This is a genomic window from Paenibacillus sp. J22P143, assembly GCF_059692035.1.
In genome coordinates, this window is record NZ_JCAUAQ010000014.1 from 16595 (window position 1) to 40491 (window position 23897).

Annotated in this window: 24 protein-coding genes; 9 read left to right on the forward strand and 15 right to left on the reverse strand. The window is 45.1% G+C overall.

Annotated elements, in window-relative coordinates:
- Nucleotides 1-40: 40 nt before the first annotated feature.
- Together AC58PQ_RS18580 and AC58PQ_RS18585 are read right to left on the reverse strand one after the other, a co-directional pair.
- Nucleotides 41-742 (reverse strand): DUF2225 domain-containing protein, encoded by a 702-nt coding sequence (locus AC58PQ_RS18580; protein ID WP_497244079.1) that lies wholly within the window; start codon nucleotides 740-742, stop codon nucleotides 41-43.
- 88 nt (nucleotides 743-830) lie between these two features.
- Nucleotides 831-1223, reverse strand: a complete 393-nt coding sequence (locus AC58PQ_RS18585) for a globin domain-containing protein (protein ID WP_497244081.1) — start codon at nucleotides 1221-1223, stop codon at nucleotides 831-833.
- A gap of 298 nt (nucleotides 1224-1521) precedes the next feature.
- On the opposite strand from AC58PQ_RS18585, the gene ylbJ reads away from it, so the two are divergent.
- The 4 genes from ylbJ (at nucleotide 1522) to AC58PQ_RS18605 (ending at nucleotide 6985) form a co-directional block, all read left to right on the forward strand.
- Complete coding sequence (ylbJ, locus tag AC58PQ_RS18590; RefSeq protein WP_497244083.1) at nucleotides 1522-2760, forward strand: sporulation integral membrane protein YlbJ; 1239 nt, start codon at nucleotides 1522-1524, stop codon at nucleotides 2758-2760.
- A complete protein-coding gene (gene glgP / locus AC58PQ_RS18595) occupies nucleotides 2747-5356 on the forward strand; it encodes an alpha-glucan family phosphorylase (protein ID WP_497244241.1) in 2610 nt (869 codons plus the stop codon). Before ylbJ ends, glgP begins: the two co-directional genes overlap by 14 nt.
- A 133-nt stretch (nucleotides 5357-5489) precedes the next feature.
- Nucleotides 5490-6161, forward strand: coding sequence for a flagellar brake protein (locus tag AC58PQ_RS18600; RefSeq protein WP_497244085.1), 672 nt, complete (start codon nucleotides 5490-5492; stop codon nucleotides 6159-6161).
- An 11-nt stretch (nucleotides 6162-6172) separates the two neighbouring features.
- The gene (locus tag AC58PQ_RS18605; RefSeq protein WP_477590437.1) at nucleotides 6173-6985 is read left to right on the forward strand and encodes an NAD kinase; all 813 of its coding nucleotides are present in this window, start codon (nucleotides 6173-6175) and stop codon (nucleotides 6983-6985) included.
- 87 nt (nucleotides 6986-7072) lie between these two features.
- Here AC58PQ_RS18605 and AC58PQ_RS18610 read toward each other — a convergent pair whose 3' ends face one another.
- Together AC58PQ_RS18610 and lipA are read right to left on the reverse strand one after the other, a co-directional pair.
- Nucleotides 7073-7393: a YutD family protein gene (locus tag AC58PQ_RS18610; protein ID WP_497244087.1), complete on the reverse strand. Its 321-nt coding sequence runs from the start codon at nucleotides 7391-7393 to the stop codon at nucleotides 7073-7075.
- Between the two features lie 42 nt (nucleotides 7394-7435).
- Complete coding sequence (lipA, locus tag AC58PQ_RS18615; protein WP_497244089.1) at nucleotides 7436-8383, reverse strand: lipoyl synthase; 948 nt, start codon at nucleotides 8381-8383, stop codon at nucleotides 7436-7438.
- 85 nt (nucleotides 8384-8468) lie between these two features.
- Here lipA and larE point away from each other — a divergent pair, with 85 nt between their 5' ends.
- Genes larE through larC form a run of 3 tightly spaced genes read left to right on the forward strand, consistent with a single transcriptional unit; the run spans nucleotide 8469 to nucleotide 11020 of the window.
- A complete protein-coding gene (larE, locus tag AC58PQ_RS18620) occupies nucleotides 8469-9317 on the forward strand; it encodes an ATP-dependent sacrificial sulfur transferase LarE (protein ID WP_497244091.1) in 849 nt (282 codons plus the stop codon).
- Complete coding sequence (larB, locus tag AC58PQ_RS18625) at nucleotides 9314-10087, forward strand: nickel pincer cofactor biosynthesis protein LarB (protein ID WP_497244093.1); 774 nt, start codon at nucleotides 9314-9316, stop codon at nucleotides 10085-10087. The genes larE and larB overlap by 4 nt, the downstream gene beginning before the upstream one ends.
- 9 nt (nucleotides 10088-10096) lie before the next feature.
- Nucleotides 10097-11020, forward strand: coding sequence for a nickel pincer cofactor biosynthesis protein LarC (larC, locus tag AC58PQ_RS18630; RefSeq protein WP_497244095.1), 924 nt, complete (start codon nucleotides 10097-10099; stop codon nucleotides 11018-11020).
- Nucleotides 11021-11045: 25 nt separating this feature from the next.
- Here larC and larC2 read toward each other — a convergent pair whose 3' ends face one another.
- Nucleotides 11046-11540, reverse strand: a complete 495-nt coding sequence (larC2, locus tag AC58PQ_RS18635) for a nickel pincer cofactor biosynthesis protein LarC2 (RefSeq protein WP_497244097.1) — start codon at nucleotides 11538-11540, stop codon at nucleotides 11046-11048.
- 215 nt (nucleotides 11541-11755) lie between these two features.
- Here larC2 and AC58PQ_RS18640 point away from each other — a divergent pair, with 215 nt between their 5' ends.
- Nucleotides 11756-12703, forward strand: a complete 948-nt coding sequence (locus AC58PQ_RS18640) for a M23 family metallopeptidase (RefSeq protein ID WP_497244099.1) — start codon at nucleotides 11756-11758, stop codon at nucleotides 12701-12703.
- A gap of 36 nt (nucleotides 12704-12739) precedes the next feature.
- On the opposite strand, the gene yunB is transcribed toward AC58PQ_RS18640, so the two are convergent.
- Nucleotides 12740-13507, reverse strand: coding sequence for a sporulation protein YunB (gene yunB / locus AC58PQ_RS18645; protein WP_497244101.1), 768 nt, complete (start codon nucleotides 13505-13507; stop codon nucleotides 12740-12742).
- A gap of 524 nt (nucleotides 13508-14031) precedes the next feature.
- Between yunB and AC58PQ_RS18650 the strand changes: the two genes are divergently transcribed.
- Nucleotides 14032-14895, forward strand: a complete 864-nt coding sequence (locus AC58PQ_RS18650; protein WP_497244103.1) for an IS1595 family transposase — start codon at nucleotides 14032-14034, stop codon at nucleotides 14893-14895.
- A gap of 429 nt (nucleotides 14896-15324) precedes the next feature.
- Here AC58PQ_RS18650 and AC58PQ_RS18655 read toward each other — a convergent pair whose 3' ends face one another.
- From AC58PQ_RS18655 to AC58PQ_RS18695, 9 genes are all read right to left on the reverse strand, one after another.
- On the reverse strand, nucleotides 15325-15888 hold the full coding sequence (locus AC58PQ_RS18655) for a 5' nucleotidase, NT5C type (RefSeq protein WP_497244105.1): 564 nt from the start codon (nucleotides 15886-15888) through the stop codon (nucleotides 15325-15327).
- Nucleotides 15889-15914: 26 nt separating this feature from the next.
- Nucleotides 15915-16559, reverse strand: coding sequence for a pentapeptide repeat-containing protein (locus tag AC58PQ_RS18660; RefSeq protein WP_497244107.1), 645 nt, complete (start codon nucleotides 16557-16559; stop codon nucleotides 15915-15917).
- Nucleotides 16560-16616: 57 nt separating this feature from the next.
- On the reverse strand, nucleotides 16617-17225 hold the full coding sequence (locus tag AC58PQ_RS18665) for a sigma-70 family RNA polymerase sigma factor (RefSeq protein ID WP_497244109.1): 609 nt from the start codon (nucleotides 17223-17225) through the stop codon (nucleotides 16617-16619).
- 261 nt (nucleotides 17226-17486) lie between these two features.
- Nucleotides 17487-18509, reverse strand: a complete 1023-nt coding sequence (locus AC58PQ_RS18670; RefSeq protein ID WP_497244111.1) for an ATP-grasp domain-containing protein — start codon at nucleotides 18507-18509, stop codon at nucleotides 17487-17489.
- Nucleotides 18506-19339 carry an HAD family hydrolase gene (locus AC58PQ_RS18675; protein ID WP_497244113.1) on the reverse strand — a complete coding sequence of 278 codons (834 nt, stop codon included), beginning with the start codon at nucleotides 19337-19339 and terminating at the stop codon, nucleotides 18506-18508. Before AC58PQ_RS18675 ends, AC58PQ_RS18670 begins: the two co-directional genes overlap by 4 nt.
- On the reverse strand, nucleotides 19336-20469 hold the full coding sequence (locus AC58PQ_RS18680) for a cysteine protease StiP family protein (RefSeq protein WP_497244115.1): 1134 nt from the start codon (nucleotides 20467-20469) through the stop codon (nucleotides 19336-19338). The genes AC58PQ_RS18675 and AC58PQ_RS18680 overlap by 4 nt, the downstream gene beginning before the upstream one ends.
- Nucleotides 20442-21857, reverse strand: a complete 1416-nt coding sequence (locus tag AC58PQ_RS18685; RefSeq protein ID WP_497244117.1) for a phosphoribosyltransferase family protein — start codon at nucleotides 21855-21857, stop codon at nucleotides 20442-20444. Before AC58PQ_RS18685 ends, AC58PQ_RS18680 begins: the two co-directional genes overlap by 28 nt.
- On the reverse strand, nucleotides 21802-22905 hold the full coding sequence (locus AC58PQ_RS18690; protein WP_497244119.1) for an HpcH/HpaI aldolase/citrate lyase family protein: 1104 nt from the start codon (nucleotides 22903-22905) through the stop codon (nucleotides 21802-21804). The genes AC58PQ_RS18685 and AC58PQ_RS18690 overlap by 56 nt, the downstream gene beginning before the upstream one ends.
- An 86-nt stretch (nucleotides 22906-22991) precedes the next feature.
- A complete protein-coding gene (locus AC58PQ_RS18695) occupies nucleotides 22992-23738 on the reverse strand; it encodes a TerC family protein (RefSeq protein ID WP_497244121.1) in 747 nt (248 codons plus the stop codon).
- Nucleotides 23739-23897: the final 159 nt, after the last annotated feature.

Consider the following 23897-nt stretch of genomic DNA (forward strand, 5'->3'; position numbering starts at 1 on the left):
TGGTTTAGCGTTCATTTTATTGGGTTGCTTATCGATTTATTTATGTAGCTTGCTTCATCTCATCTGGCAATTCTAAGCGCATAGCCAGCATATCCTCACGCGTTGTAATCCATTGCTCACGACTAGCTCTAATCATCCCTGCATCCATAATCTTACGATCATTAATGATCCGTGAAAACCATTTAACAGCATCAGGGAAACGTTTTAATCTCCGGTTCAACTCGCCCATTAAATACATAAGCTTCGCGTTATTTAAATCCATGCCTTCCGTTTCAAATACGCTCACATACGCATCCAACGCGAATGAAAGAAAGCGTTCTTCCTGCTCCCTATCCTCTTTGATACGGTAAAGCCAAGCCAAGTGATGCAATAGACCAGCAACCACACGCGACTTCTCATTTTTGATCTGTGCACTCAGAAGTGCCAGTTTAAAGCTCTGAAGTGAATCTTCCCACGTTCTTTCCCTGCAATAATCGCGCATCGACCAGTTCTGTGCAACTTTATCCTGGAAAACTGCTCGCTCCGCCAAAGTCCATTTATCCGAAAAGTTCTCCGTATGGGCATATCCGCAAAATGGACAGATCCGTACCACGTAGAAATCGGGATTTATATCCTTGTAGTGAATGCAAAAATCCGTATCTGATTTACTTGCTTTTTTGAAGCTTGGTCGAACTTTCTTTGATTTGAACTCATTGGTACAGAAGGTGCAAGTCACTGTAATATCGTATAAGGGTTCGACCACTTGAAATCCCGCCTTTTTCCCTAGTTAATGTGGTGAGAAAAACTTCTATCGAATTCCCTCGAAGATGAGCAACCGTAGGAATAACGGGCTAGTCTTCCTCAGGTGTGTTTATGAAATGATAGGCAGAACCTTTAAGCCGTTCTATTAGAAAAGCCTTTAAATCATCGGGCACGCCCACATCCGCCATCGCTTCCGTCATACAAGCTAACCAAGCATCGGCATGTTCTCTTGTGATCGGAAATGGCATATGCCTAGCTCGCATCATGGGATGACCATGGCGATCTGAGTACAAGGTTGGCCCGCCAAAGAATTGGGTCAAAAACAGCGTTTGTTTCTCAATAACGGGTCCTATATTAGCGGGAAAGAGCGGCGCAAGTAACGGATGCTGTTGTACTTTCGGATAAAAAGCCTCAACCAAACGACTTACCGTCTCCGCCCCCCCCATTAACTCAAATAATGTTCTGTTCCTGCTCTCTGACATACAATTGAACCTCGCAATTCATTTTCAATAGTTCTCTAAATCCTCATCCCCTGCGTGCATGAGCGTTTCTCGAATGACAAACACAAACATACAGACAACCAATCCGGCAATGACACCTGTCATTTGAATCACTCCCGATGTATAGGATTCTAGTTTACTAGTTCTATTTTACCATAAAAACAAGGAGTGAACAGTACTATGGACCAAAATAAACAGATACACAGACCTACTCGGACGTGGACGGCATGTATGTCCAAGCTTATTCATATAGTTGAATAAGAGGAGGTATCCATCGTCAATGCCCAAACCAAACTTCACCCCTGCATTACTCATGTCGTTCGTGATTATTGCCATTATTGTATGCTTAGTTCTGTTCCCGCATGTCGGATTTCAATCCGCTATTCGCGGTGTTTCCATTTGGTGGGACGTCCTCTTCCCAGCTTTATTTCCATTCTTCGTCATCTCCGAAATTTTGCTCGGCTTCGGCATTGTTCATTTCTTCGGCACGCTGCTTGATCCCATGATGCGCCCCGTCTTCCGTATCCCCGGTATCGGCGGATTCGTCATGGCTATGGGCTTTGCAGCCGGCTATCCAGTAGCGGCTAAGTTAACTGCGCAGCTTTGGGAACAGAAGCTGGTGAATCGTGAGGAAGGCGAACGACTTGTTGCCTTTACAACAAGCTCGGATCCGATATTTCTAATCGGAGCTGTTTCCATCGGCTTTTTCCACGATGCCTCATTAGCGTTTATTTTAGCCATTGCCCATTATGGAGGCTCGTTCATGATTGGTCTCATCATGCGGTTTCACGGCAGGAAGGCCTTACCCACCCCTCAGCCACTTAAAGAGAGAGGACCTATTTGGAAGCAGGCCTTTGAGACTATGCATAACGCGAGAATACAGGATGGAAGATCTTTAGGAACTTTGTTAAGCCAATCGATTCTTCACTCTATCCGATTAATTTTCGTTGTTGGTGGACTTGTTGTTTTCTTCTCCGTCGTTTTGGAGGTACTCACTTCTGCCCAGATCATGAATGTGTTCTATTTGCTAATCACTTCCCTTTTAACCATTACAGGATTACCGCATGAGCTCTCACAAGCCGTCATGAATGGGATATTCGAGGTCACACTCGGCGCTAAAGCAGCAGGGGGTGCACCGGCCGATCTGGCCCTCACCAGTAAAGTCGCCATTGGCGCCTTCATCCTCTCTTGGGCTGGCATGTCCGTCCATGCTCAAATTGTCAGCTTATTAAGCCATACGAATATGCGTTATCTCCCTTTTCTTTTTGCCCGCCTTCTTCATGGATTTCTCTCTGCTGCTATTGTTCTCCTGATTTGGGAGCCTATGCAGCGATTTCGAAGTCCACAGGCCGTATTTTCGCCTCTCTATGATGCAACAGCACCCATCACGAGCTATTTAAAGCTCATTTTCCCGATAAGTGCGATGGTCTTTGTTGGTGCTTTTACTGTCATCATGGGTCTCTTCCTCGCATATTCCTTACTTAAACTGGTGTATGAAAAGGTTGGTGGATCAAGATAATATGGGTAACTACGATCATGTTTATAAAGGGAGAGAATATTCAGATATGATAGCAGCCGTCCCCCAAGAGGCGAAAGGTTTACCGCAGGCGATTGAACGTCTACACGAGCTATCCTTTAATTTATGGTTCAGTTGGAATCATGATGCTCTGCAGCTTTTTGAAAGCATGGACCCTGTTCGTTGGAAAACGCTCGGTCATAATCCTGTTCGACTGATTCATGAGCTAGATGCAACACAATTACATGCGCTAAGTGAGGACGATGACTTTGTCCGCCGTTATCTACACGTCATGACGAGATTTGATACGTATATGAACGAACCCGGTTGGTTCCAAAACAACCACTCCGAGGAGGGATATGTGCAAATTGCTTATTTCTCCGCAGAATTTGGTTTTCATGAATCGCTCCCGATTTATTCAGGGGGGCTTGGTATCCTGGCTGGTGATCATATCAAATCATCCAGTGACCTTGGGATACCTCTCGCTGGCGTTGGCCTTCTCTATAAAAAAGGCTATTTCACACAAAAAATTGATGCTAGCGGCAGTCAGCAAAGCGAACTGTTCACCTATGATTTTAAGCAGTTACCGATTCGTCCTGTGTTGCAAAATGACCAACAGCTCACCGTCTCACTAGATATCTCCGGTCGTAGCATCACGCTTTTAGTTTGGGCTGCGCGAGTAGGAAGAAACTTGGTCTTCTTACTGGATACGGATCATGAAGCCAATAATGACTCCGATAAAGCGCTGACCGCACAGCTATACGGGGGCAATCAAGATATGCGAATTGCCCAAGAAATGGTTCTAGGGATCGGCGGTGTCAAGGCGCTTCGAGCACTCGGCATTTACCCGAATGTGTATCATATCAATGAAGGTCACGCAGCCTTCCTTACCTTAGAGCGATTGAAGGAGCTGCTTCACTTAGACCTTCCTTTTCACGTTGCGGTAGAGACCGTCCGCTCCGCCACTGTATTTACGACCCATACACCTGTTCCAGCGGGGCATGATACCTTCTCAGTCGGGATGGTGGAACATTATCTCGGTCACCTGTTTAGCGAGCTTCCTAAGCATAAACAAAGCATCATCTCGTTAGGACTTGATCATAAGTCCGGTCAATTCAATATGACCCATTTGGCGATGAATACGGCTGGGCTTCGCAATGGTGTCAGCAAATTGCATGGGCAGGTTTCACGCGAAATGTTCAAAGAATTTCACGGACATATCGATGCGAGCGAGGTGCCTATCGGCTCCATCACGAACGGGGTTCACTTGGATACCTGGACAGCGCCTGCGTGGAAAGAGCTATTCGAACGCTTCCTTCCTGGCACATGGCGAGCGGAGCAATCCAACCAGGATCAATGGGCGCAAATCGAGGTTATTCCTGATGAGTCCATTTGGAAGGTACATCAACAATTGAAGGACGATTTAGTACGTTATGCTCGCAAAAGTCTCATGGACCAGCGCAAAAGAAATGAGGAATCCGAGGAACGGATCGAAGAGGTTCGGCACTATTTAAATCCTAAAGCCCTTACAATTGGCTTCGCGCGACGCTTCGCCACCTACAAACGGGCGAATCTGATTTTCAATGATTTGTATCGGCTCAAGAAATTAATTAATGATCCCGAAAGACCGGTGCAATTTATTTTTGCAGGTAAGGCCCACCCTGCTGACTACCCTGGTCAAGATCTCATTCGAGAAATTTACCGCATCTCTCAGTTGAAAGAATTTCTCGGTAAAATCGTTATTCTCGAGAATTATGATATCAACATGGCTCGCTATCTCGTTCAAGGCGTCGACATATGGTTAAATAATCCTCGCAGACCCCTTGAGGCTAGCGGAACAAGCGGCCAGAAAGCGGCCATGAATGGCGTTCTTAATTTCAGTGTGCTCGATGGTTGGTGGGAAGAAGGCTACAACGGTATGAATGGTTGGGCTATCGGATCTACAGGAGCCGCGGACTGGGCCGTACAGGAAAAAGAAAATACGAAAGCGATTTATCACCTTTTGGAGAATGAGATTATCCCCCTCTATTACAATCAAGGTGAGGTCCCTCATCAATGGATTAAACGTATGAAGCGGTCAGTTCAATCGCTCAGCCCGGTCTATAATACGCACCGAATGGTGCAGGACTATACGAATCTTTCGTACGTACCAACAGCCAAACGAGCTCGCCTTTTCGTAGCTGATCATTACGATGTGGCTACCAAAGTTGCCGATTACAAGCAATTCATCCGCAATAATTGGCATCAGGTCCGAATCATGAATATTGATGACCGCGCCAATAAATCCACTTCTGACGTCCCATTGGATGAGATTCCGCCCGGGACGAAAGTGATTACGGCGCAGATTCAGTTCGGGCCCATTTGGCCGCAGGATACGGCAGTAGAAGTCATTTATTATGCAGAAAATGGCGAAACATGGGAGCAGAAAATCATCCTCATGTCTCCAATCGGGGAACTCCTTGAGCAATCTCAAAGCTTCCAAGCTACGATTCCATCACATCTTGTCCATGGGCCTCACTTCTCGATTCGTGTGCGTCCTATCTCAACCAACTTCGCTCATTCGTTTGAACTCTCCCTTGTTACGAGCACCTTGTCTTAACAATAAATCAGTTAACCTTCGATAAAGCCCCGTTTGGGGCTTTTCTTATTGACTTAGATAAATTATGATGAGAAGAGAATTTACAAGATGTTACAGGCAGATGTGAATGTAAATCTAATGACTTGGTGATGCTATGGATTGGAATAAGGTACTAGAATTGGCTTCCTTTTCGCCAAATCAGGAATGTCATATTATCATTGTTGGTGAATGTAAAGATGGACAGCCTTTCTGCTTTGAAGATAACTTTGCTATCGACAAAATAAGTGAAGATTCGATAACGGTGTGTTTAGAGCAATTGGGCTTATACCCCTTCGACAAGCTCGAACATGTTTCATTCGTTGAATTCTCTTTCAAAGATGGCGCCATTTTATATTACGCATATGTCGATTTAATTCAGCTTGAACTCAAAAAGACGATCTGTTACCTGATCTTATCGATTCCAGAGGAAGTTTTTCAGCATCAAAACAGACGGTATCCCCGCGCAAAACTTTCACTACGAACACCGATCACACTACGTGTCGCTGGCATACGAAGCTTATCTGTGCAGAAGGGCGTCGCTTTTACCGGACAACTCCTCGATATCAGTGCGGGCGGATTATCATTTGTCACATCTAACCGACTATTCTTTCCTTTGATTTTAGAATTCAGCTTCATTCTCCCTAATTTCTCGCAACCGATTACGGTCTATGGTGAAATTGTAAGGGTTACGCATTTCAGTAACGATAGCTATCGGATTGCTGCAGAATTCCGGCATACGCCTGAATCCATTCTCCAGGAAATCGATTCATATTGCTCTAATTATTAGGAGGAACCCGATTGAAATATAACGTCATTGAACGAGGCGATGACATCTCCAAGGGGCTGACCGAACGGTTCCACGCTCTCGCCGCAAAGCAAGGTATGCCAAGGGATGAAGAACATCCCGATATCGTCCTGTCGATTGGCGGTGATGGCACGATGCTCCAAGCTTTTCATAAATATGTCGACAAGTTAGATCACATTGCGTTCGTGGGGATCCATACGGGTCACCTCGGTTTTTTTGCGGATTGGAAACCTGACGAGTTAGATCATCTAGCATCACTCATGTTCAATGTAGCAACACCTGAGGAGCTGCAAGTGGTGCGATACCCCGTTGTCGAAATCGAAATTACGACGGACAAGGGTGTTGAAACGCATCTAGCGCTTAACGAGTTCACGATTCGAGGCATCGAAGTTTCACTAGTTGCAAGACTTCACGTTAACGACGAAATGTTCGAAATGTTCCGCGGTGACGGCATCTGCATCTCTTCTCCCGCAGGCAGTACCGCTTACAACAAGAGCTTAGGCGGTGCCATGGTCCATCCATCGCTAGAAGCTATTCAAATTGCGGAGATCGCGTCGATTAACAATCGTGTATACCGTACACTTGGCTCATCCATGATTTTGCCGAAGCATCACCACTGTGACATTTATCCGAAAGCACAGCAGAATATGCTGCTGTCGTTGGATCACTTATATATGCAGCGTGCAGATGTCGTCTCCATTCGCTGCCGTGTAGCTTCCAATGTAAAAGTGAAATTTGCCCGGTTCCGTCCGTTCCCTTTCTGGAATCGCGTTCGCGAGGCATTCGTTGGCCTTGAAGTTAAATAACTACATATGTCGCAACCTGAATGACAAAACGCCATCTGCTCTCCACGATTGTTGGAGTTCAGATGGCGTTTTTATTGGTAATGCTGATTATACGGAAGTTGAACTAATAACTTCGGAAAGTATTTGCTGTTTAGGCGCGTTTACCTTTTCGATAATAAAATACGCACAGCCGAAGTTGCAATACTCATTCAAGTAATCTTGAAGCGCAGCGATGGAGGATTCTTTGGTCGCCTTCGGGTGGATTTCTTTGAAAAACCCTCTTAGTCGTAATTGACTATATCCCCAATCGCCCACAATATAATCGTACCGTTCTAACACTTCGCTGAAGCGTTCCTTGAACACTTCGAAATTCCAACCATTTTTATGATCGGTAACAAGCTCGTATGTTTTATTTGCAATATGAATCATGGTGGTAGGAAGCTCTCCTTTCTATGATCCGTTCAATAATTGTTAGACGCTGGATGCCGCTTTCACCTGTTCGTGAGCGTGATAGGAGCTGCGCACCAATGGGCCAGACTCCACGTGCTTGAAGCCACGTTTCATGCCTTCTTCCTTCAGCATGGCAAACTGTTCAGGTGTGTAATACTTCGATACCGATAAATGCGTCGTAGACGGCTGCAAATATTGACCAATCGTCATAATATCACAATCCACTTCACGCAGGTCTTCCATCGTTTGGAGCAACTCGTCCCATTCTTCCCCCACGCCAATCATGACACTGGATTTCGTTGGGATGTTCGGTGCTATCCGTTTGGAACGCTGCAACAGCTCGAGTGAACGACGATATTTCGCTTTGGAACGGACACGATCTGACATCCGCTCAACCGTTTCCATATTGTGATTAAGAATATCAGGCTTTGCCGCAAGCACAGTTGCTAGTGATTCTTCTCGACCCAAGAAGTCAGGAATAAGTACCTCAACTGTGCACATTGGCAGCTTGCGCCGAATCGCTTTGATCGTCTCTGCAAAAATCATGGCACCGCCATCCGTCAAATCATCACGTGCTACGGAAGTAACAACACAATGACGAAGACCCATCTGCAACGCTGCATCTGCAACGCGTTCCGGCTCTTCCAGATCAAGCTCTGTAGGGAGACCTGTTTTGACTGCACAAAAACGACATGCACGCGTACAAATATCGCCTAATATCATAAAAGTCGCTGTCCGATTCGCCCAGCATTCATGAATGTTCGGACATTTGGCTTCTTCACAAACCGTATGCAAGGTTTTGGAGCGCATCATCGATTTTATTTCTTTAAAATTCTCATCGGTTTTAAGATTGATCTTTAACCAGTCTGGTTTTCTCTCTAAAACTTTTCTAGGCACTGTATTTCCCGCCTTTTTATTTGGTTTCTCAATGATGTTATTATAACATGAATGACTGACAAAACAATCCACTTTGGGGGTCAGTTGTGATACACTTGTTTAGATGAACCAAAACAGCTCAGCTTACGACATAAAGGCTGTATGGGAGGATTGAAACATGAGCATACAAGAAGTAACGCGCGAGAAAGATCGCAAGCTTGGTGGAATTTTAAGAAACATGGGCCGTGTCATCGTCGCCTTCTCTGGAGGGGTTGATAGTACATTCGTCCTCAAACGTGCACAGCAAGAGCTTGGTGACCAAGTGCTTGCCGTAACCGCAGCATCTGAAACTTTTCCCACGAGGGAGTTCGATGCCGCCGCACAACTAGCCGAACAATTTGGCGTTCGCTTGCACAAGACTGAGGTAAAGGAATTGGAGAACGCGAATTTCGTTGCCAATAATCCTGACCGTTGTTATCACTGCAAGACGGGGCTTTATTCCCATTTACAAGATATTGCGAAAGAGTTGGGGTATCCATTTCTCTTGGATGGTTCCAATGTGGACGATCTAGGCGACTATAGACCAGGTCTCCAAGCGAAGAATGAGCAAGGCGTCCGCAGTACGCTGCAAGAAGCCGGTTTAACCAAAGACGAGATCCGAGCGCTTTCCAAAGAGCTAGGTCTGAGCACATGGAACAAGCCTTCCTTTGCGTGTTTGTCCTCTCGTATCCCGTATGGGACACAAATTGAGAAGTGGAAGATTGACCAATTGGACGAAGGCGAATATTTTCTGTCCCAGCTTGGTCTATATCAGGTACGTGTGCGTCACCACGAGAAGATTGCTCGGATTGAAGTCATGCCCGATGAAATACATAAGGTCGTTGAACATCGTGATGCGATTTATGAAAAATTCAGCAAGCTTGGCTTTACCTATGTCACGTTAGACTTGCAGGGCTACAGAACGGGCAGCATGAATGAAGTGCTGTCTCAAGAAACGAAAGATAAGGTGAAAGAAGCATCCTTATGATGGACTTAGAGAAGATCCTAAAACTCGTCCAGACAGGCGATCTGGACATCGACGAAGCCAAGAAGCAAATCATCAAGGAAGGCGGCGCAGGTCCCGCCAACCTTGATCTTGGATTTGCGCAGCTCGACATCGATCGCGAGAAGCGTACTGGCTTCCCCGAGGTCATTTTCGGGGAAGGCAAGACGCCCGAGCAGATCGAGGCCATTTTCCGGCGGCTGATGGAGCACACCGACCGCGTGCTGGCCACACGCGTCGACGCGGCCAAAGCCGCTCATGTTGTTGCCAACGTGGCAGGTGTCACCTACCACGAAACCGCACGGGCGCTCACATGGTTTAAGCGCCCTTTATTGAAAGTCCACGACGGCTACATTGCCGTCGTGTGTGCAGGCACCTCCGACCTCCCCGTGGCGGAGGAGGCAGCCCTTACAGCAGAATGCCTAGGCAGCCACGTTGAACGCGTATATGACGTTGGTGTCGCTGGCATTCATCGGCTTTTCCGCCGGCTCGAGCTCATTCGCGGTGCTAACGCGATTGTGGTTGTAGCCGGTATGGAAGGCGCACTCGCCAGCGTCATGGGCGGGCTTGTGTCTAAACCCATCGTGGCTGTGCCGACGAGTATTGGTTACGGTGCGAACCTTGCTGGCATCGCACCGCTGTTGTCCATGCTGAATAGCTGCTCGCCGGGCATTTCCGTCGTCAACATTGACAATGGCTTTGGCGCAGGCTACTATGCTGGACTCATTAACAAAAATATGTCGAAACGAGCGTGAAATACGACCATGCGCATTTTATATTTGGACTGCTTTTCTGGCATAAGCGGAGATATGACCTTAGGCGCTCTGGTAGATGCGGGAGCAGATCGAGCTTATATTGAGGATGAGCTTTCCAAAATCAAACTAGAGCCTTACACCTTAGAATGGAAGCGCGTTGTGAAACGCGGGATATCCGCACTAAAGCTAGATGTCATTCTCGACCCCGAGCATCCTCCTAAGAATCACAGACATTACTCAGAAATCGTCAATGTCATTCAAAAAGCAGAATTCAATGAGCGAGTCACGGCACTTAGCTTAGCTATTTTCGAAAAAATAGCGATTGCTGAGGCTAAGATTCACGGGACTCCCATTGAAAAAGTACACTTCCATGAAGTCGGTGCCATTGATTCCATCGTTGACATCGTTGGTGTCGCTTTAGCTATCGACTCTTTGCAAATCGAGCGTATTTTTGCTTCTCCAGTACCATTAGGGTCTGGAACGATACATATCGATCATGGCATTTATCCAGTACCCGCTCCTGCTACACTCGAAATGATGCGAGGTCTACCCATTGCTTCAACTCATTATAGCCTGGAGATGACAACCCCAACTGGAGCCGGTATTATTTCTGGGATTGTCGATGAATTCTCCAAAAGCTTCCCACCGATGATTGTTGACAGTATTGGTTATGGAGCAGGAACTAGAGACTTGCCTAAGCAGCCCAATGTACTGCGAGTTGTTGTCGGCAAAATTGACCCTTTTATTGGGAAATGGCAAGTTAGTCATGAGCATCTTGCGCATGAGCATAGTCATGAACATACACACACGCACGATGACCATCACCACCATCATGACCATTCTCACAGCCACGATCACGATCACGATCATCACCATGGCCATTCCCATACTCACACGCATCATGGGGCTGCTGCACCTAGCACTCCTCAATAGCCAAAAGATAAAAAACGCCCTTCCATCATTCTGGAAGAGCGTTTTTTTGTCTTTTCTGTTGCATAAATAACAACCTAACTTCCTCATAGACCATCTTCAGAGGAACTTCATGAATCTTTGCCACTTGTTCGCATTCCTTAAATTCAGGTGCATATTGCACTAATTTTCCAGCATGATAACCAACCTTTACCGTTAAAGGCCCCCAACGTGTCTCCACGTGCTCAAATTCCCTTGCCAATCGATGACAGGATGCATGCAGATATCGAATGCCTAGTGTCGTTGATTCACTAAAAATAATCTCCTCAATCAAAGAGAGTCGTTCCTCGTCCACAAGCACATTCAACATGATACCAGGACGCCCTCGCTTCATAATTATGGGGACTACATACACATCGTTCGCACCTGCCTCAAAAATCTTATCCATGATATAAGTCATCCATTCTGGATTCATATCATCCAAGTTAGCTTGAACTAACAGCATACGATCGTCAACGTGCTCTTCCCTATGGTTAAAAGTCACAATTTACACCTCTTATTGGCATCATAGCAAATATCACGGGGCAACGAAAGATCGAAGGATAAACAAGAACACATCCGTACATCCTAAGAACTAACATTTCAGGAAGGATGATAGAGATGCAAAGCAGAGCATTTTGGTCAAAGGTTCTCGTCCTTAGCCTCCTCCTATCAACAGTCACACCTACATCTTTTTCCAATCAAGATGTATCACATGCTATGGCAAATGACCAAATTACTCCAACAGTAGGTCCCCAAGCCATCAAACATACACAAGCGGAACGAAAGGAGCTTTTTGATAAGATAGGCTTACTCTCGGGAATCCCTTGGACGTATCTGGCTGCTGTAGATCAATATGAGAAAACCATGAACACCGTCAAAAAAAGAACTGTTCAACAAGGCATTACGAATATTTATTTCTCGGAGTTAGTTTGGGGGGGTATGCTCAACCCAGATCCACATGACACGAATCTAAAAAGTGTCACCTTTTTTCATGGACTCGGCAGAGATGGATCGGGGGATGGGATTGCTGACCGCACCAATGATTTGGATGTACTAGCAGCAATGGCTGCCATCTTAGGCAAGAACGGAACTAAAGTTGATAATTTACAAATTAACCTTTGGAATTATTACCACAATGCACGAAGTGTAGATCGCATTCGACAATTCGCAGCTATTTATGAGTCATTAGGTACATTAGAAGCCAATGACCATGCATTTCCACTCCCTGCTACGGCCGATTACTCCTATCGCAGCACCTGGGGAGATAGTCGCGGCTGGGGTGGGCACAGAACCCATGAGGGTACCGATCTTTTCGCTCACTATGGCGTTCCTGTAAGAAGTACTTGCTATGGGATTGTTGAAATTAAAGGTTGGAATCCCTATGGTGGCTGGAGAATTGGCATTCGTGATCTAAACAACATTTATCACTATTACGCCCACCTATCAGGCTTTCAAAAAACGCTCAAAATAAACGACATTGTCAAACCCGGGCAAACCATTGGTTGGGTTGGCAGCTCTGGCTATGGGAAGCCAGGTACATCTGGCAAATTTCCACCTCATCTTCACTTTGGACTTTATCGAGATAATGGCTCAACAGAGTGGAGTTACGATCCCTATCCATCCTTGCGAAGATGGGAGCGTGAAGATCGGAATAAGAAGAAATAAACCCACTTTTCAAGGTGGGTTTTTATTCGTTATGGCTTATGGTTTCGATACACCCTCTTTGGGAGTAGAATTCGTAGCCCCTGTATTCGGTATCGTTGGTAAAGTTATACTTGGCGGACTGCCATCCTTCGAACTCCCCACGGGATTGCCCTTATTATCATAGTAGTAAGTTGGAACATCACCCACAACAAGTGAGTAAGAAATTGGAATTTCAGTTTCAACAATTTCAGTTTCAGAATCGAAAGGGATAATAACGGAAACTTCAGCAATAATGTGTACATAAACTTCAAACATAACCATATTAATACCAACATTTTGCGTACGCGTATTCAAATCTACTTTTACACTTCCAACTGGCAGCAATCTGATCGGGATATCCGGACCAAAAGAAGCGAGAATAGCACTATTCATAGCTTGACCAATGGGAATATGATCCGAAATACTTTCTAAACTATTTAACTCACCCTGGACGGTTTTAATGGCTTCCGAAGTAATCCTCATGTGTTCGTTATAATTCAACATGAAGCCTGTGATTTTATTGTTTTTATCCATTTTCCAATCAATTAATTGCTCAGCATTCGTTCCTCCTGCAACATGATCGGCAATTGCACTATTAATCGCTTGCGTAGCAATTTGTTTAACTCTAACCTTGGCCAAATTCATCAGAGGAGGTCTGAGATTTCGTTCTACAAATATAAAAAAATGGATGCAAAACAAGACAAAGATGAGCAAACCAATCACAAGTACCTTTTTACGGCTTGTTTTCACAGTTGGTCTACTTCTCCATCGTCGTCTCTGCAGCATTCTGTTCCCCCTTTCTCTGTACCCAAATCCAGCTAAGGTGTGCCACAACTCATTAGTACTACCTTATGCGGACATGATATGAAAAAGACGATCGATTCCATTGCCGACTATCCTACATATACTCTTCTTTCCCTATCCACACTCCTTACACACCTCACTTACCATACCTAACTCCTCTTTCCCTATCTACACTCCTTACATTCCTTACTCTCCTTACACGCCTTTCACGCCTCATTTCCTCTACCTAAACACCCCTATTTACCAACCTACACTCCTCCTATCTTACCTATCTCTTCTTTCCCTAGCCGCCTCCTTTCACGCTTACCACTGTCATCTCTACATACCCCCCACTCCTATAACCACCCGACTTACTTCCACTTCCGCAACCCTATCTCCACTATCCCCTTCGCTCAGGTAAAAAAATACAAATACTTCACCCGATTTATTGAAAACAGATCATATGTTTGGTATAATATAAACAGAACAAATGTTTCTATTCCATACATTTTCTAGGGGAGCACTGCATGGATATTTCAAGCATGTCATACGAGCAATTTCATACGTGTTTTTCCTCTGAAGATATTTGCATCGACTTTCTTTTTCAAACGAAATGGCCAAAAGGCTTTCACTGCCCACGTTGTGAGCATCGCCATGCCTATATAACTACAACTCGTCGTTTACCCTTATATGAATGCTCGCACTGTCGTCACCAAGTGTCATTACTTTCTGGGACGATTATGGAAGGCTCCAGAACTGAGCTTCGTAAGTGGTTTTTAGCGATTTTTCTGATTTCACGTACTCATATTGGTACAACTGCAATGGAGCTTTCACGGCTTATTAAAGTTACATACAAAACAGCCTGGCTAATTTTATATAAAATTCGCGCGTCCATTCTTCAGGCAGATAGCCATAGTCCGCTGACAGGTTCAGTTCAAATTAACTCTGCTATCTACGGAAGACCCTTCAATCCAACTGTCCACAAGCATCCTCAAGAACATCTCCTACTCGTTGGCTCCTCGCACGATGATTCCGGTGAACACACGTATATCAAAATTAAGCACGTTGTACCCTCACACCCTAGAAACAAACATATAACGAAAGTCGACACGTCCACCTTCCAGCAGCTACATATCGAACCTACAGTGAGTGAAATCAACATGGTTACTGGCTTTTATACGCCAAAACGTCAACGACCCTTACTCGAAGTTGTTAAACAAGCGAGTACATGGATTAATTCAACCTTTCACGGTATCGGAGCCCGTCATCTTCAAAGCTATTTAGACGAATTCTGCTATCGGATTAATCTAACTGCATCGAATATATCTATCTTTGATCATTTAATTAGACGCTGCACATCTAATTCTACTGGGGCCACCTCTCATTTCTAAACCAATTGCTCTTCTCTCACCTTTCTACTCCTAGACTCATACACTTAAGTTCGCTTTTCCTATTCCACTTAGCGTTCAGAACCATCACTTCACAACAAAGGGGATAGCGGTCATTGGTGGATCGCTATCACCTTTCTGAGCTAAGGGGATAGTGGACATAGGTGGATGTGAAAGTTATAGTGCTCTGTTCGTAATGCTCTATCGAGTTGAGGCCATTGGAGACTTTGGAGACTGTGTCGAAATAGATTGTTGTGATTGAATACTTTTTTGATTTGACCTGAACATACACAAAAAAACTTTCGTCCCCATCACGTGGATGGTTCTGAAAGTTTTTGTATTTGAATCTATGTAATTAGTAGTGTGTGGATGGAAAAAGAGCTGTGCCACCAAGTCCGCGTCCTTTAGCGATGAGAGCGTCTTTTTCTTTTGTTAACCCTTCAAAAGCTCACCAAGCTCATCCCAAGACGTGATCCGCGGCAAATCCAAATGTCGATTATAGGATCTATCTTTCACACAAATGCGGACAGGTAAGTGGGATAGTGTCTCTAGAACCTTCGGTTTATCATCGAAATAATAATCCAGCTCTAGCGCCTCAATAATATGTACCTTCTCGGAATCACTCATCCCACAGAAGAAATGCCCGTCTGCCACAGGGAACCCATTGTCCAGCAGCCATTGTCGCGTGCGCTCTGTATGCTCCACCGCTCTAGCGGTGATGTAGTATACCTCATGCCCCTGCTCCACCAACTGGTTCAATACCTCACGCGCATGAGGGAAGGTTGCACAGTCCGAATAATAAATCTCATCGCGGAGGCTGTGCCACAGCTTTCCTCCCTCCTCTTTGGATAATCCAAACGCACTGTGGATTTCCATTGTAGGCAGCGCTTGAAACACCTCTAGACCAATATTCTGCTGTAGCTTCTGATTGTAAATGTGAAACGCATGCTCTCTCAGATTAATGAGGGTGTCATCAATATCAAATCCAAGCTTCACCGTCTAACCCTCCATTCACCTGGCCTTTATTCCTTTAATTTCATCCCAAAAAGACTTACAAATACCGATGCCTGACCTCGTGAAATAATACATCCGCGCAAATCCTCAATGCTTACACCTAAACTGGTAAACTCACACGAGCTTAAGTCGATCCCCTCCAGCTTGGTACCGGTAAATTGTGCTTGGTCCAGCTGGCAGGCTTCAAACTGTAGCTTCTGCAATGTCGCCTCATAAAAGTCAGAACTGGTTAAAGAACAGGAATGAAATGAGATCTGTTTGAGATTCGCCATCCGGAAAGTAGCAAAGTCGCCCAAGCAATCTTGAAAGTGGATGTTTCGCAACGTTGCTCCGGAAAGATCCATACCGATGATTTTACAATTTCGAAATTCGGTTCTGTGAATCGTCGCTTCCGTAAAATCGACATTGGACAAGTCGCATCGGTCAAAAATAACATCCGTCAGCTCAATTTCTTTCATCGAGATCCGCGTAAAGGTCACGTTGCGAAAAATAATTTTATCAAACGCAACCTTATAGGCCGATTGATTATCGATCACGCAGTCACTAATAATGCCGGTATGGAAGCTATCCTCAGGCTCAAATTTCCCCTCTTGCAAGGAAATGACGGGCAATTCTTTAGGCATTTTGGGTGCATCTAATTTAAGATTACTCATGTGAAGCTCCTTTATAATAGGGTCATAGGCAAAAAAATAAGCCTTATCGGCTTACCGCTAAAAAATAATAACAGATGTTAAGCTATGCAGCATGAAGAATAAGGATCCCCATTTTCTTTTGATATAATTCCGGCCACGGAAAAGCCTAGTTTTAATTGTAGAAACAGGTAAATTCACTTCTCGGCTGATGTCTTCTAAGGACATATCCAAATAATATTTATACACAATGAGGTCTTTATATTTATCGGGCAGATCTTGAATCATTTGTTCGACCTGGCTGTACGTTTCCTGCTCGATGAGCTGAAGCTCAGGTGTCTTCTCATGGCTTACCAATTTCTCAATCAAAGGGCGTTCATCTTGGGATGGAAACGCACTGGTATCCATAGAGAGCTCTTTTTTCTTCTTCCGCATCAAATCAATGGTGACATTTTTGCCAATACTAAAGATCCAGCTGGAGAAGTTTTTGGTAGCGTCAAATCGATGAGAATTCAAATGTGCCCGCAAAAAAGTCTCCTGAACAACGTCTTCGGAATCCGATTTATTACGAAGCATGCGAAAAGCTAAACGATAAATTCTGTCCTTATACAGCTCCAGAAGTCGATTAAACGCTTTCGCATCTCCTTGACTCCACATTGTTGCAAGTTGACTATCACTTAATTGCAGCATGTTAAATCTCCTTCACTTGTGAAACTACCTATCTCCTATTCTACCAAATCAAAGCAAAAAAAAGAAACCTTTTCAGGCCTCAAAGATGACTATTTATCGATAAAATTGGACACATATTCCGCTTTCTCTGCGCTCGCTATCACAATTAACGTTACAATAATTCCGAATAGGATAATCCCGCCTACGATCATAATGCGCACCCACTTTGACTGATTGATACGAATGATCATCTATTATCAAAGATATGATGCGCGCTACTTATTATTCACCCAGATTCATAATAACATATTGCTCCAGATGACTCGCCAATATCCCGAAGGTAGGCTTTTGGACGTCAACCTTTTCACCAAGAACCGCTTTCACCCCTAAATATGGAAAATTAACACCTGACAGACAGCTAACTTGTAGCCCCCCCGACATTCTAGGATTAATCTCCAGCAGCTTCGGGACACCCTGATTGTATTTGATTTGAATATTGTAATTAAAAGGCATGCGGTACGTGGCAGCTACTTGATTAGCCAGCTCGAGCAGCTCTGGAACTTCCTCTAACAGCCTCAAGCGTCCATCCGCCTTACGACGTGGAACAGCGGCAAGCAGCTCGCCGGATGCGGAAGCCAAACAATCAATGCTGTATTCGTAGCCATTAAGTAATTCCATAACCATGACGTCATCAAAACATTCCACAGTCGATAAGTTCTGGTACACCTGCTCTTTCGTTAGATACGGCATTACCGGTCCAAACATATCACTCAGCGCATTCCGCTTATTGCTGACAATCCGAAATCCATTGCCGCCTTCGCCATTGGTTGGCTTCATGCAGATCCCGTGACCGGCCGCTGTAAGCGCCTCATGAGCCCTAAGAAACTGCTCCGCCGTATTTACCACATGATAATCGGGAATCGCGACGATACCCTTAGGTCGTATGTTTTCGTAAAACTTTTGTTTTTCCATGATGCTTTCGAGGAGTTCTAGATCGCGGCAAACTGTCACTTTTGTGCCTATTTCTTCAAAATCATCAATATGCTTAGCTATGGCGTACATATGCAACCTAGGGATAAATACATCGATACCATGCTGCTTGCAAAAGCTCAGCGCGAACTCCACGTAGTCATCGGCGGCGAGAACAGGCTCGGTATCCGCAAAATCTGCCGATCTCAGCGCCATATGAGAACGATCTGGATGCGTAGCATACATTTTGAACTGAGCCCCATCCTCATTGTTACGAATGCTGTTCATGTAATGATAAGCGACAGAAAACCAACGGTTAAACCATACTTTTTTCATGAGGGCTCCTTTACGAGCAACTTTTTGTGCTCTCTATGTGTAGAATGTACAAATGAAGTGATATCATCCGCTGCGAAAATACCGGATTCTTCGGTGAATCTATAGTTCCCGGACTGTCCCATTTGCTCTTGGCGGAATAACTCTCCATGACCAGGAGCAATGGCATAATCCGCGATGTCTAACAAGCTCTGATCCAGAAGTGAATCTCCGGAAGCGATGACTTTCCGTCCGCCAAGAACCTGGCTCAGGTGTGCGACCGCTGCACCCTTGCTCACAGCCTCAGGGACGATATACACCTTTCTTCCTTGAACAGAGGTGCGCCAGCCCATCCCTTTCAGCTGTGTGCTGAGATCGGCTATTTCCTGCAGCGGCATGCGGTCGCGATCGACGATATGGGAGTAGAATAACTCATCGCAAAAGCTTGAGCTGATCACCCAATCCTGACCGAGAACGCTATCCATAATAGGGCGAACATCTTCTACTGGAGAGCTCGACTCGCTAACGCGTGTCCTCACATGATCTCGCCATTCCGTATCCACCCTGCCATCAATCAGCATATTTCCCCCATTGCTAGTCACCGCATATTGGGGTTTCAGGATTTGACTGATGAGATGAATTCGCTCATATTGTGCAATAGTTCTGGTTGTCACAGGTATGAAAATGAGTTCATTCATCAGCTCTTGCAGGCGTTGATACGTATTCGAAGACATATAGGACCTTACCTTGCCATCAATAAGCTCAGCGATCATGATACGATCTCCCCAATGCTCTGCACGATCTGCCGGCTGGGAATAGATTAAGGTCTGATCTAAATCACTTGCATAAATCATTCGGTATCTCCTTTCACGGATTGTATGAGGCCGCAACATGAATAGGTGAGACCGGGATACACTTCAACGGGTACCCCACGTGCCTCAGCTAAAAGCAGGATATACCGAATATGCGGATTATCCATGCGGTCTACCAAGATCCGCCACGGTACTCTCCTGAGCAGCACGCGAGTCGTTTCTCCTACTCCTGGCTTAATCAGATTGATATCTGCCATCTGATAGGTCGTCTGAATCGCTTGAATATCTCGCAAGCCATACCAGGAAATCTCAGGTGGATGGGTTAAAATTTGTTGAGCAATTGCCTGAGCTTCCTTGGTCACCTCACTGAAATAAGGCACAATCGTATCGATGAAATGAGTTGACTGATCTTGATCTATCCATTCGCTGTAATATTTCGAGCCATGAAAATCATGGGGTCCAATCAGATCGTCGCGCAGCACCGTACGGCTCATCAAACCAGAGACCGTCGAGTTCAAGCATGCGCTTGGAATGAGAAAGTCCTCGCGGGTTCCGAACATATCCGTGCAATGACCCGGATCAGCGAGCACCGCTAGATCATCGTCCAGGATGATCCCGTATTCTCTTGCCATTTTGTCACAAGCTTGGGTAAGCACCTTACGTATGGCTCCCTTGCCTGTCCACCCATCAATGAATTGCAGCTTTGCATCAGGATGCTTCTGCAACATGTACAAGAGAGCGTTCTCATCGATCCCCTTGCCACGAATAATCGAGATACTATAGTGCGGTAAGTTCAGCTGATGGATATCTTGCAAGTATCGCTTAATCAAAATACCGACAGGCGTACCCGCTCTAGCTAAGGAAACTAGAACGGTATTCGGCCCTTTCTTAGTTCGGATAATCTCGGCTACGGCCCCCACGGATACGGCTACTTTCTCTGCAGACTGCTCTAGGGTTTCTTGATAAAGAGTCAAATAATCCGAGGATGGCAGATGCTCTTGCGGAAGCATTTCCGAATAGTGGGTGCCGGATTGAATGGCCCGTTCTCTGGCATCTAATGCGACTTCCAACTGTACATCGCTGATATCCTTCAGTAGAAATGTCACATCAGCTGGCGAATAGCTGCCCATCGGTTGGGGCGCAGCTATTGGTCTGGATCGCCAAGCTTCCATACTTTAGCCTCCTTCCAATCAACCGTTTGAGGTGAAAAGAAGACGATATGCAAGGTGTGTAGCCCCCTTGTTTGGAGAATGCGCAAGATTGGTTCCATCGATGAGGGGGAGGCTTCTCTTTCCATAAAAAGAAAAAGCTCCTGGTACATGCCGTACGGGATATTGTAGAAAAAGTGCACGACATGTTCATCCTCTGGTGAAGGAAAAGCATGTCCATATTTCACTGCATAGTCACTCTGTTCAATAATATGAATAGGACTGCGTGTTGTGGATTGATAAGACACTCCTGCACCCATCTCAGCAGCAATACGCATTGGGATATACATAAACTCCCCTGTACCAACACAAAGAGTCTTGATCCCCGCACGCATACGTTTGAGTCGCTCTGCTGTTTGCGTGATGGAACGATCCAATTGTCTGTTATTGGATGGTGTAAGACCGAATCTTCCACTATGCTGCAAATAGGGACGGTTGCCTGCAAAGGGCGCGTGTGAGAATAGATGATTCACATAAGCGATTTGCAGGAGTCCCGTTCGCTCCTCTTGCAAAGGACTAGGTGCTTGGAGGGATAAGCTCTCGCTAGAGCCAAATACCGTCGTCTTCCCTCGAATCAGTGAAATGACATGAATCGTGATGTTTAACTCCTGCTCTAATTGAGCAAATTGCAAAATGTCTTCCTCTTTACGCCAATCGAGCAACGCTAGCACGTAGTAGACTTTCTTTGGGTATTTTCCCTGCAGGTCACGAATAATATTGAGCGAGGTTTTGCCTGTCGTAATCTCATCATCAACGAGAACGAGAATTTCGGGCTGAGCAAGCATGGCAGGGTCGTCCGAATAGCCGTAGTGTGCCATGGCATGCGAATGCTCCTCTTCGAACTGAAGGATGGTCGGTGATTCTTCAATGACTTCACGTGTCGTATGTAAATAATGACTTCCCTGCCCAAAAGCCTCATATACCGCATGACCAATAGCCGTCGCTGTTTCAGCAAATCCAATGAAAGCGATGGGTTGCTGCAAATGTATACGCTCAGACATGATCGCCTTATAGGCCGATTCTGCTTTCTCCGGATATACGAGCCCCGCAATAGCTTGCTGCACCTTCTCTTCTGACTTCGTTCCTTGTAAAGCTTGCTCTAGTAACAACGCGAGTGTAGTTCCACTTAACAGTGAGGTGTATGGATTCACCGGGATATGTTTGCCGAGCACCTTGCTCACGAACAAAAAGGATCTTTTCTTATTAATTCTCGCCGCCATTGCGAATAACGCATCCAGTGGGATGCCATGGGGATTGGAGGTCACGGTGACGTGAAGCTCCAGATCGCCAGCGATTTTATACGTACGCTCGGTCAGGTTGGATGAATAGTCCATCAAAGGATTGTTGTTCATGCAGCACCCCATATATTTGTGATCGTAAAAGAATACGTTTCGCCCAATTGAAATGGGGCTTGAATTCATTCATTTTATTGCCGTAGGCGCTCTTCATCACCCCGAGGTCGCCATGATGGTTCGTCAGAATACTCGTGGCATCCGTATATTCTTCATGCGTGACCGCATAGAGCGATTGAACTGGCTTAATGTGCGTGGGATGAATAATGGTTTTGCCGATCATGCCATTTTCCTTATCCAGCATCGCTTCGTGAATGAGCCCTTTCGTAGGAAAATATTCCCATACAGGTCCAGAGATCACGTTGCAAGCCTCCATACGCCCAAAAATATTAATAATATCCGCGACACAATCCCGAATAGGTGCGATGTCGTAAATGGTTCGGTCCGGACTTCTGCGGAGCCCAAATAAGCTTGAGAAATCAGTAGCGCCAATCCGTACATTTAATAATAAATCCTTAAAATTCGTTATAATTTCATTAATCGCCAGTAAGGTAGAAGTGCGGCTTTCTTTAAAAATAATCGAGGCAGATTCCAGAATCGGTAATCCGTATAAGGTTGGTGCCGTTTCCGATTTCTCATCATTGTAATTTTCTAGAACTTGAAAATAATCCTCGCCATTGTCCATAGTAAATTTCGGAAATACAATACCAGTTAGAAGGCCGACATTCTCCTCCAACCTCTCCAGCACATAGTTCAACTGATTCACGCTTCTCACGCGAACGAATATCAATGGCAGATTGTCTGAGCTTAAAATACCAACATCCACCCAATTGGCGATCTGGTTCATTTGCCCAATAAGTGATTCCTCCGCAGCATGCACTTCGTTATCACCAACGGCATCCTCTAAATCAAGGACAACTGACACTAGGCCTTCGATTTTACCAAAGGCAATATCTTCTGCGAACGTACGACGGGTCGCTGGCATGTACAAGGCAGCGCCAACGGAATGAGCTAAAATGTCTTTGTGCGAATGATTATGGAAGGAATTCGGCGGTAAGTAAAATAAAGCTTTCTCTTCATCCGCGGTTAAATAATTGAAATATCGCATGCCGATTCCTCCCTCTTTATAAGAAAACCTCTATCGCGGCCATTCAACGATGAGCGACCGCGTCTAGAGGTAGGTTTTAGTTTTTCTTATGATTCTTTTACAGATCCTGACTTGTCCTTTTTGCGAAGCATACTAAGAATAATGGTTCCTCCGAACAAAGCAATAATGACGGAGAAGAAGATCACATGTGAAACGTGGAAACCGAATGCGCCAGCAATCATTTTGAGACCGATAACAATAATCAAAATAAACGCTGTTTTTTCCAATTCCGGAATCTTGTCAATGAGTTTCAAGAAGACTTGCGCGACGCCTCTCATCATCAGAACGCCCAAGATACCACCTAAGAACAATACCCATACCTTATCACTTACGCCGAATGCAGCAAGAACGCTATCGACACTAAATGCAATATCCATGATTTCTACAGCAAGCACTGTACGCCAGAAGGAAAGACCTTTATTCTTGACTTCCCCGCTTCCATCATCATGTTTCTTCATAAAGAGATTACTGTAAGCAATCCAGAGAAGATACGCCCCACCGGCTACTTTAATCCAGGTGATCTTGACTAAGAACGTACCTATGCCAATCGCTATAAATCTAAATATGTAGGCACCTAGTAGACCGTAGAATAAGGCTCTCTTCTGCTGTTCCTTCGGTAAGTGTTTCACCATCACAGCAAGTACGAGTGCATTATCTGCGGAAAGTAATCCCTCTAGGATAATAAGTGTACCGATGATTCCCCAGTTAACGGGATCTGTGAGGGTAGCTGAGAGTATGTCCCAACTAAAAAAGTTCATGAAATTATCAACAAAGCTTTGGAAAAATTCTGACATTAATGTGGACCCCCTGTGTTATTAGCTATTCGTAATTATGCAATCTAGCCCCATCTATATCATTCTCCGATATCACATGTCGTTTCCTCGGATCATTGATTTCCAATCCATAACGCAACAAAGCTGGTCAAGTGAACACCGTTTCTCGAGTCGAATTGA

What these genes read in the sequence shown, in the direction of transcription:
- AC58PQ_RS18650 (WP_497244103.1), top strand. Translation starts at nt 14,032, where the DNA reads ATGGATATTTCAAGCATGTCATACGAGCAATTTCATACGTGTTTTTCC.
- yunB (WP_497244101.1), bottom strand. Translation starts at nt 13,507, where the DNA reads ATGCTGCAGAGACGACGATGGAGAAGTAGACCAACTGTGAAAACAAGC.
- AC58PQ_RS18685 (WP_497244117.1), bottom strand. Translation starts at nt 21,857, where the DNA reads ATGAACAACAATCCTTTGATGGACTATTCATCCAACCTGACCGAGCGT.
- AC58PQ_RS18660 (WP_497244107.1), bottom strand. Translation starts at nt 16,559, where the DNA reads ATGAGTAATCTTAAATTAGATGCACCCAAAATGCCTAAAGAATTGCCC.
- AC58PQ_RS18665 (WP_497244109.1), bottom strand. Translation starts at nt 17,225, where the DNA reads ATGCTGCAATTAAGTGATAGTCAACTTGCAACAATGTGGAGTCAAGGA.
- AC58PQ_RS18600 (WP_497244085.1), top strand. Translation starts at nt 5,490, where the DNA reads ATGGATTGGAATAAGGTACTAGAATTGGCTTCCTTTTCGCCAAATCAG.
- AC58PQ_RS18670 (WP_497244111.1), bottom strand. Translation starts at nt 18,509, where the DNA reads ATGAAAAAAGTATGGTTTAACCGTTGGTTTTCTGTCGCTTATCATTAC.
- larE (WP_497244091.1), top strand. Translation starts at nt 8,469, where the DNA reads ATGAGCATACAAGAAGTAACGCGCGAGAAAGATCGCAAGCTTGGTGGA.
- larC (WP_497244095.1), top strand. Translation starts at nt 10,097, where the DNA reads ATGCGCATTTTATATTTGGACTGCTTTTCTGGCATAAGCGGAGATATG.
- ylbJ (WP_497244083.1), top strand. Translation starts at nt 1,522, where the DNA reads ATGCCCAAACCAAACTTCACCCCTGCATTACTCATGTCGTTCGTGATT.
- AC58PQ_RS18610 (WP_497244087.1), bottom strand. Translation starts at nt 7,393, where the DNA reads ATGATTCATATTGCAAATAAAACATACGAGCTTGTTACCGATCATAAA.
- AC58PQ_RS18585 (WP_497244081.1), bottom strand. Translation starts at nt 1,223, where the DNA reads ATGTCAGAGAGCAGGAACAGAACATTATTTGAGTTAATGGGGGGGGCG.
- AC58PQ_RS18680 (WP_497244115.1), bottom strand. Translation starts at nt 20,469, where the DNA reads ATGGAAGCTTGGCGATCCAGACCAATAGCTGCGCCCCAACCGATGGGC.
- AC58PQ_RS18640 (WP_497244099.1), top strand. Translation starts at nt 11,756, where the DNA reads ATGGCAAATGACCAAATTACTCCAACAGTAGGTCCCCAAGCCATCAAA.
- larB (WP_497244093.1), top strand. Translation starts at nt 9,314, where the DNA reads ATGATGGACTTAGAGAAGATCCTAAAACTCGTCCAGACAGGCGATCTG.
- AC58PQ_RS18675 (WP_497244113.1), bottom strand. Translation starts at nt 19,339, where the DNA reads ATGATTTATGCAAGTGATTTAGATCAGACCTTAATCTATTCCCAGCCG.
- AC58PQ_RS18695 (WP_497244121.1), bottom strand. Translation starts at nt 23,738, where the DNA reads ATGTCAGAATTTTTCCAAAGCTTTGTTGATAATTTCATGAACTTTTTT.
- AC58PQ_RS18690 (WP_497244119.1), bottom strand. Translation starts at nt 22,905, where the DNA reads ATGCGATATTTCAATTATTTAACCGCGGATGAAGAGAAAGCTTTATTT.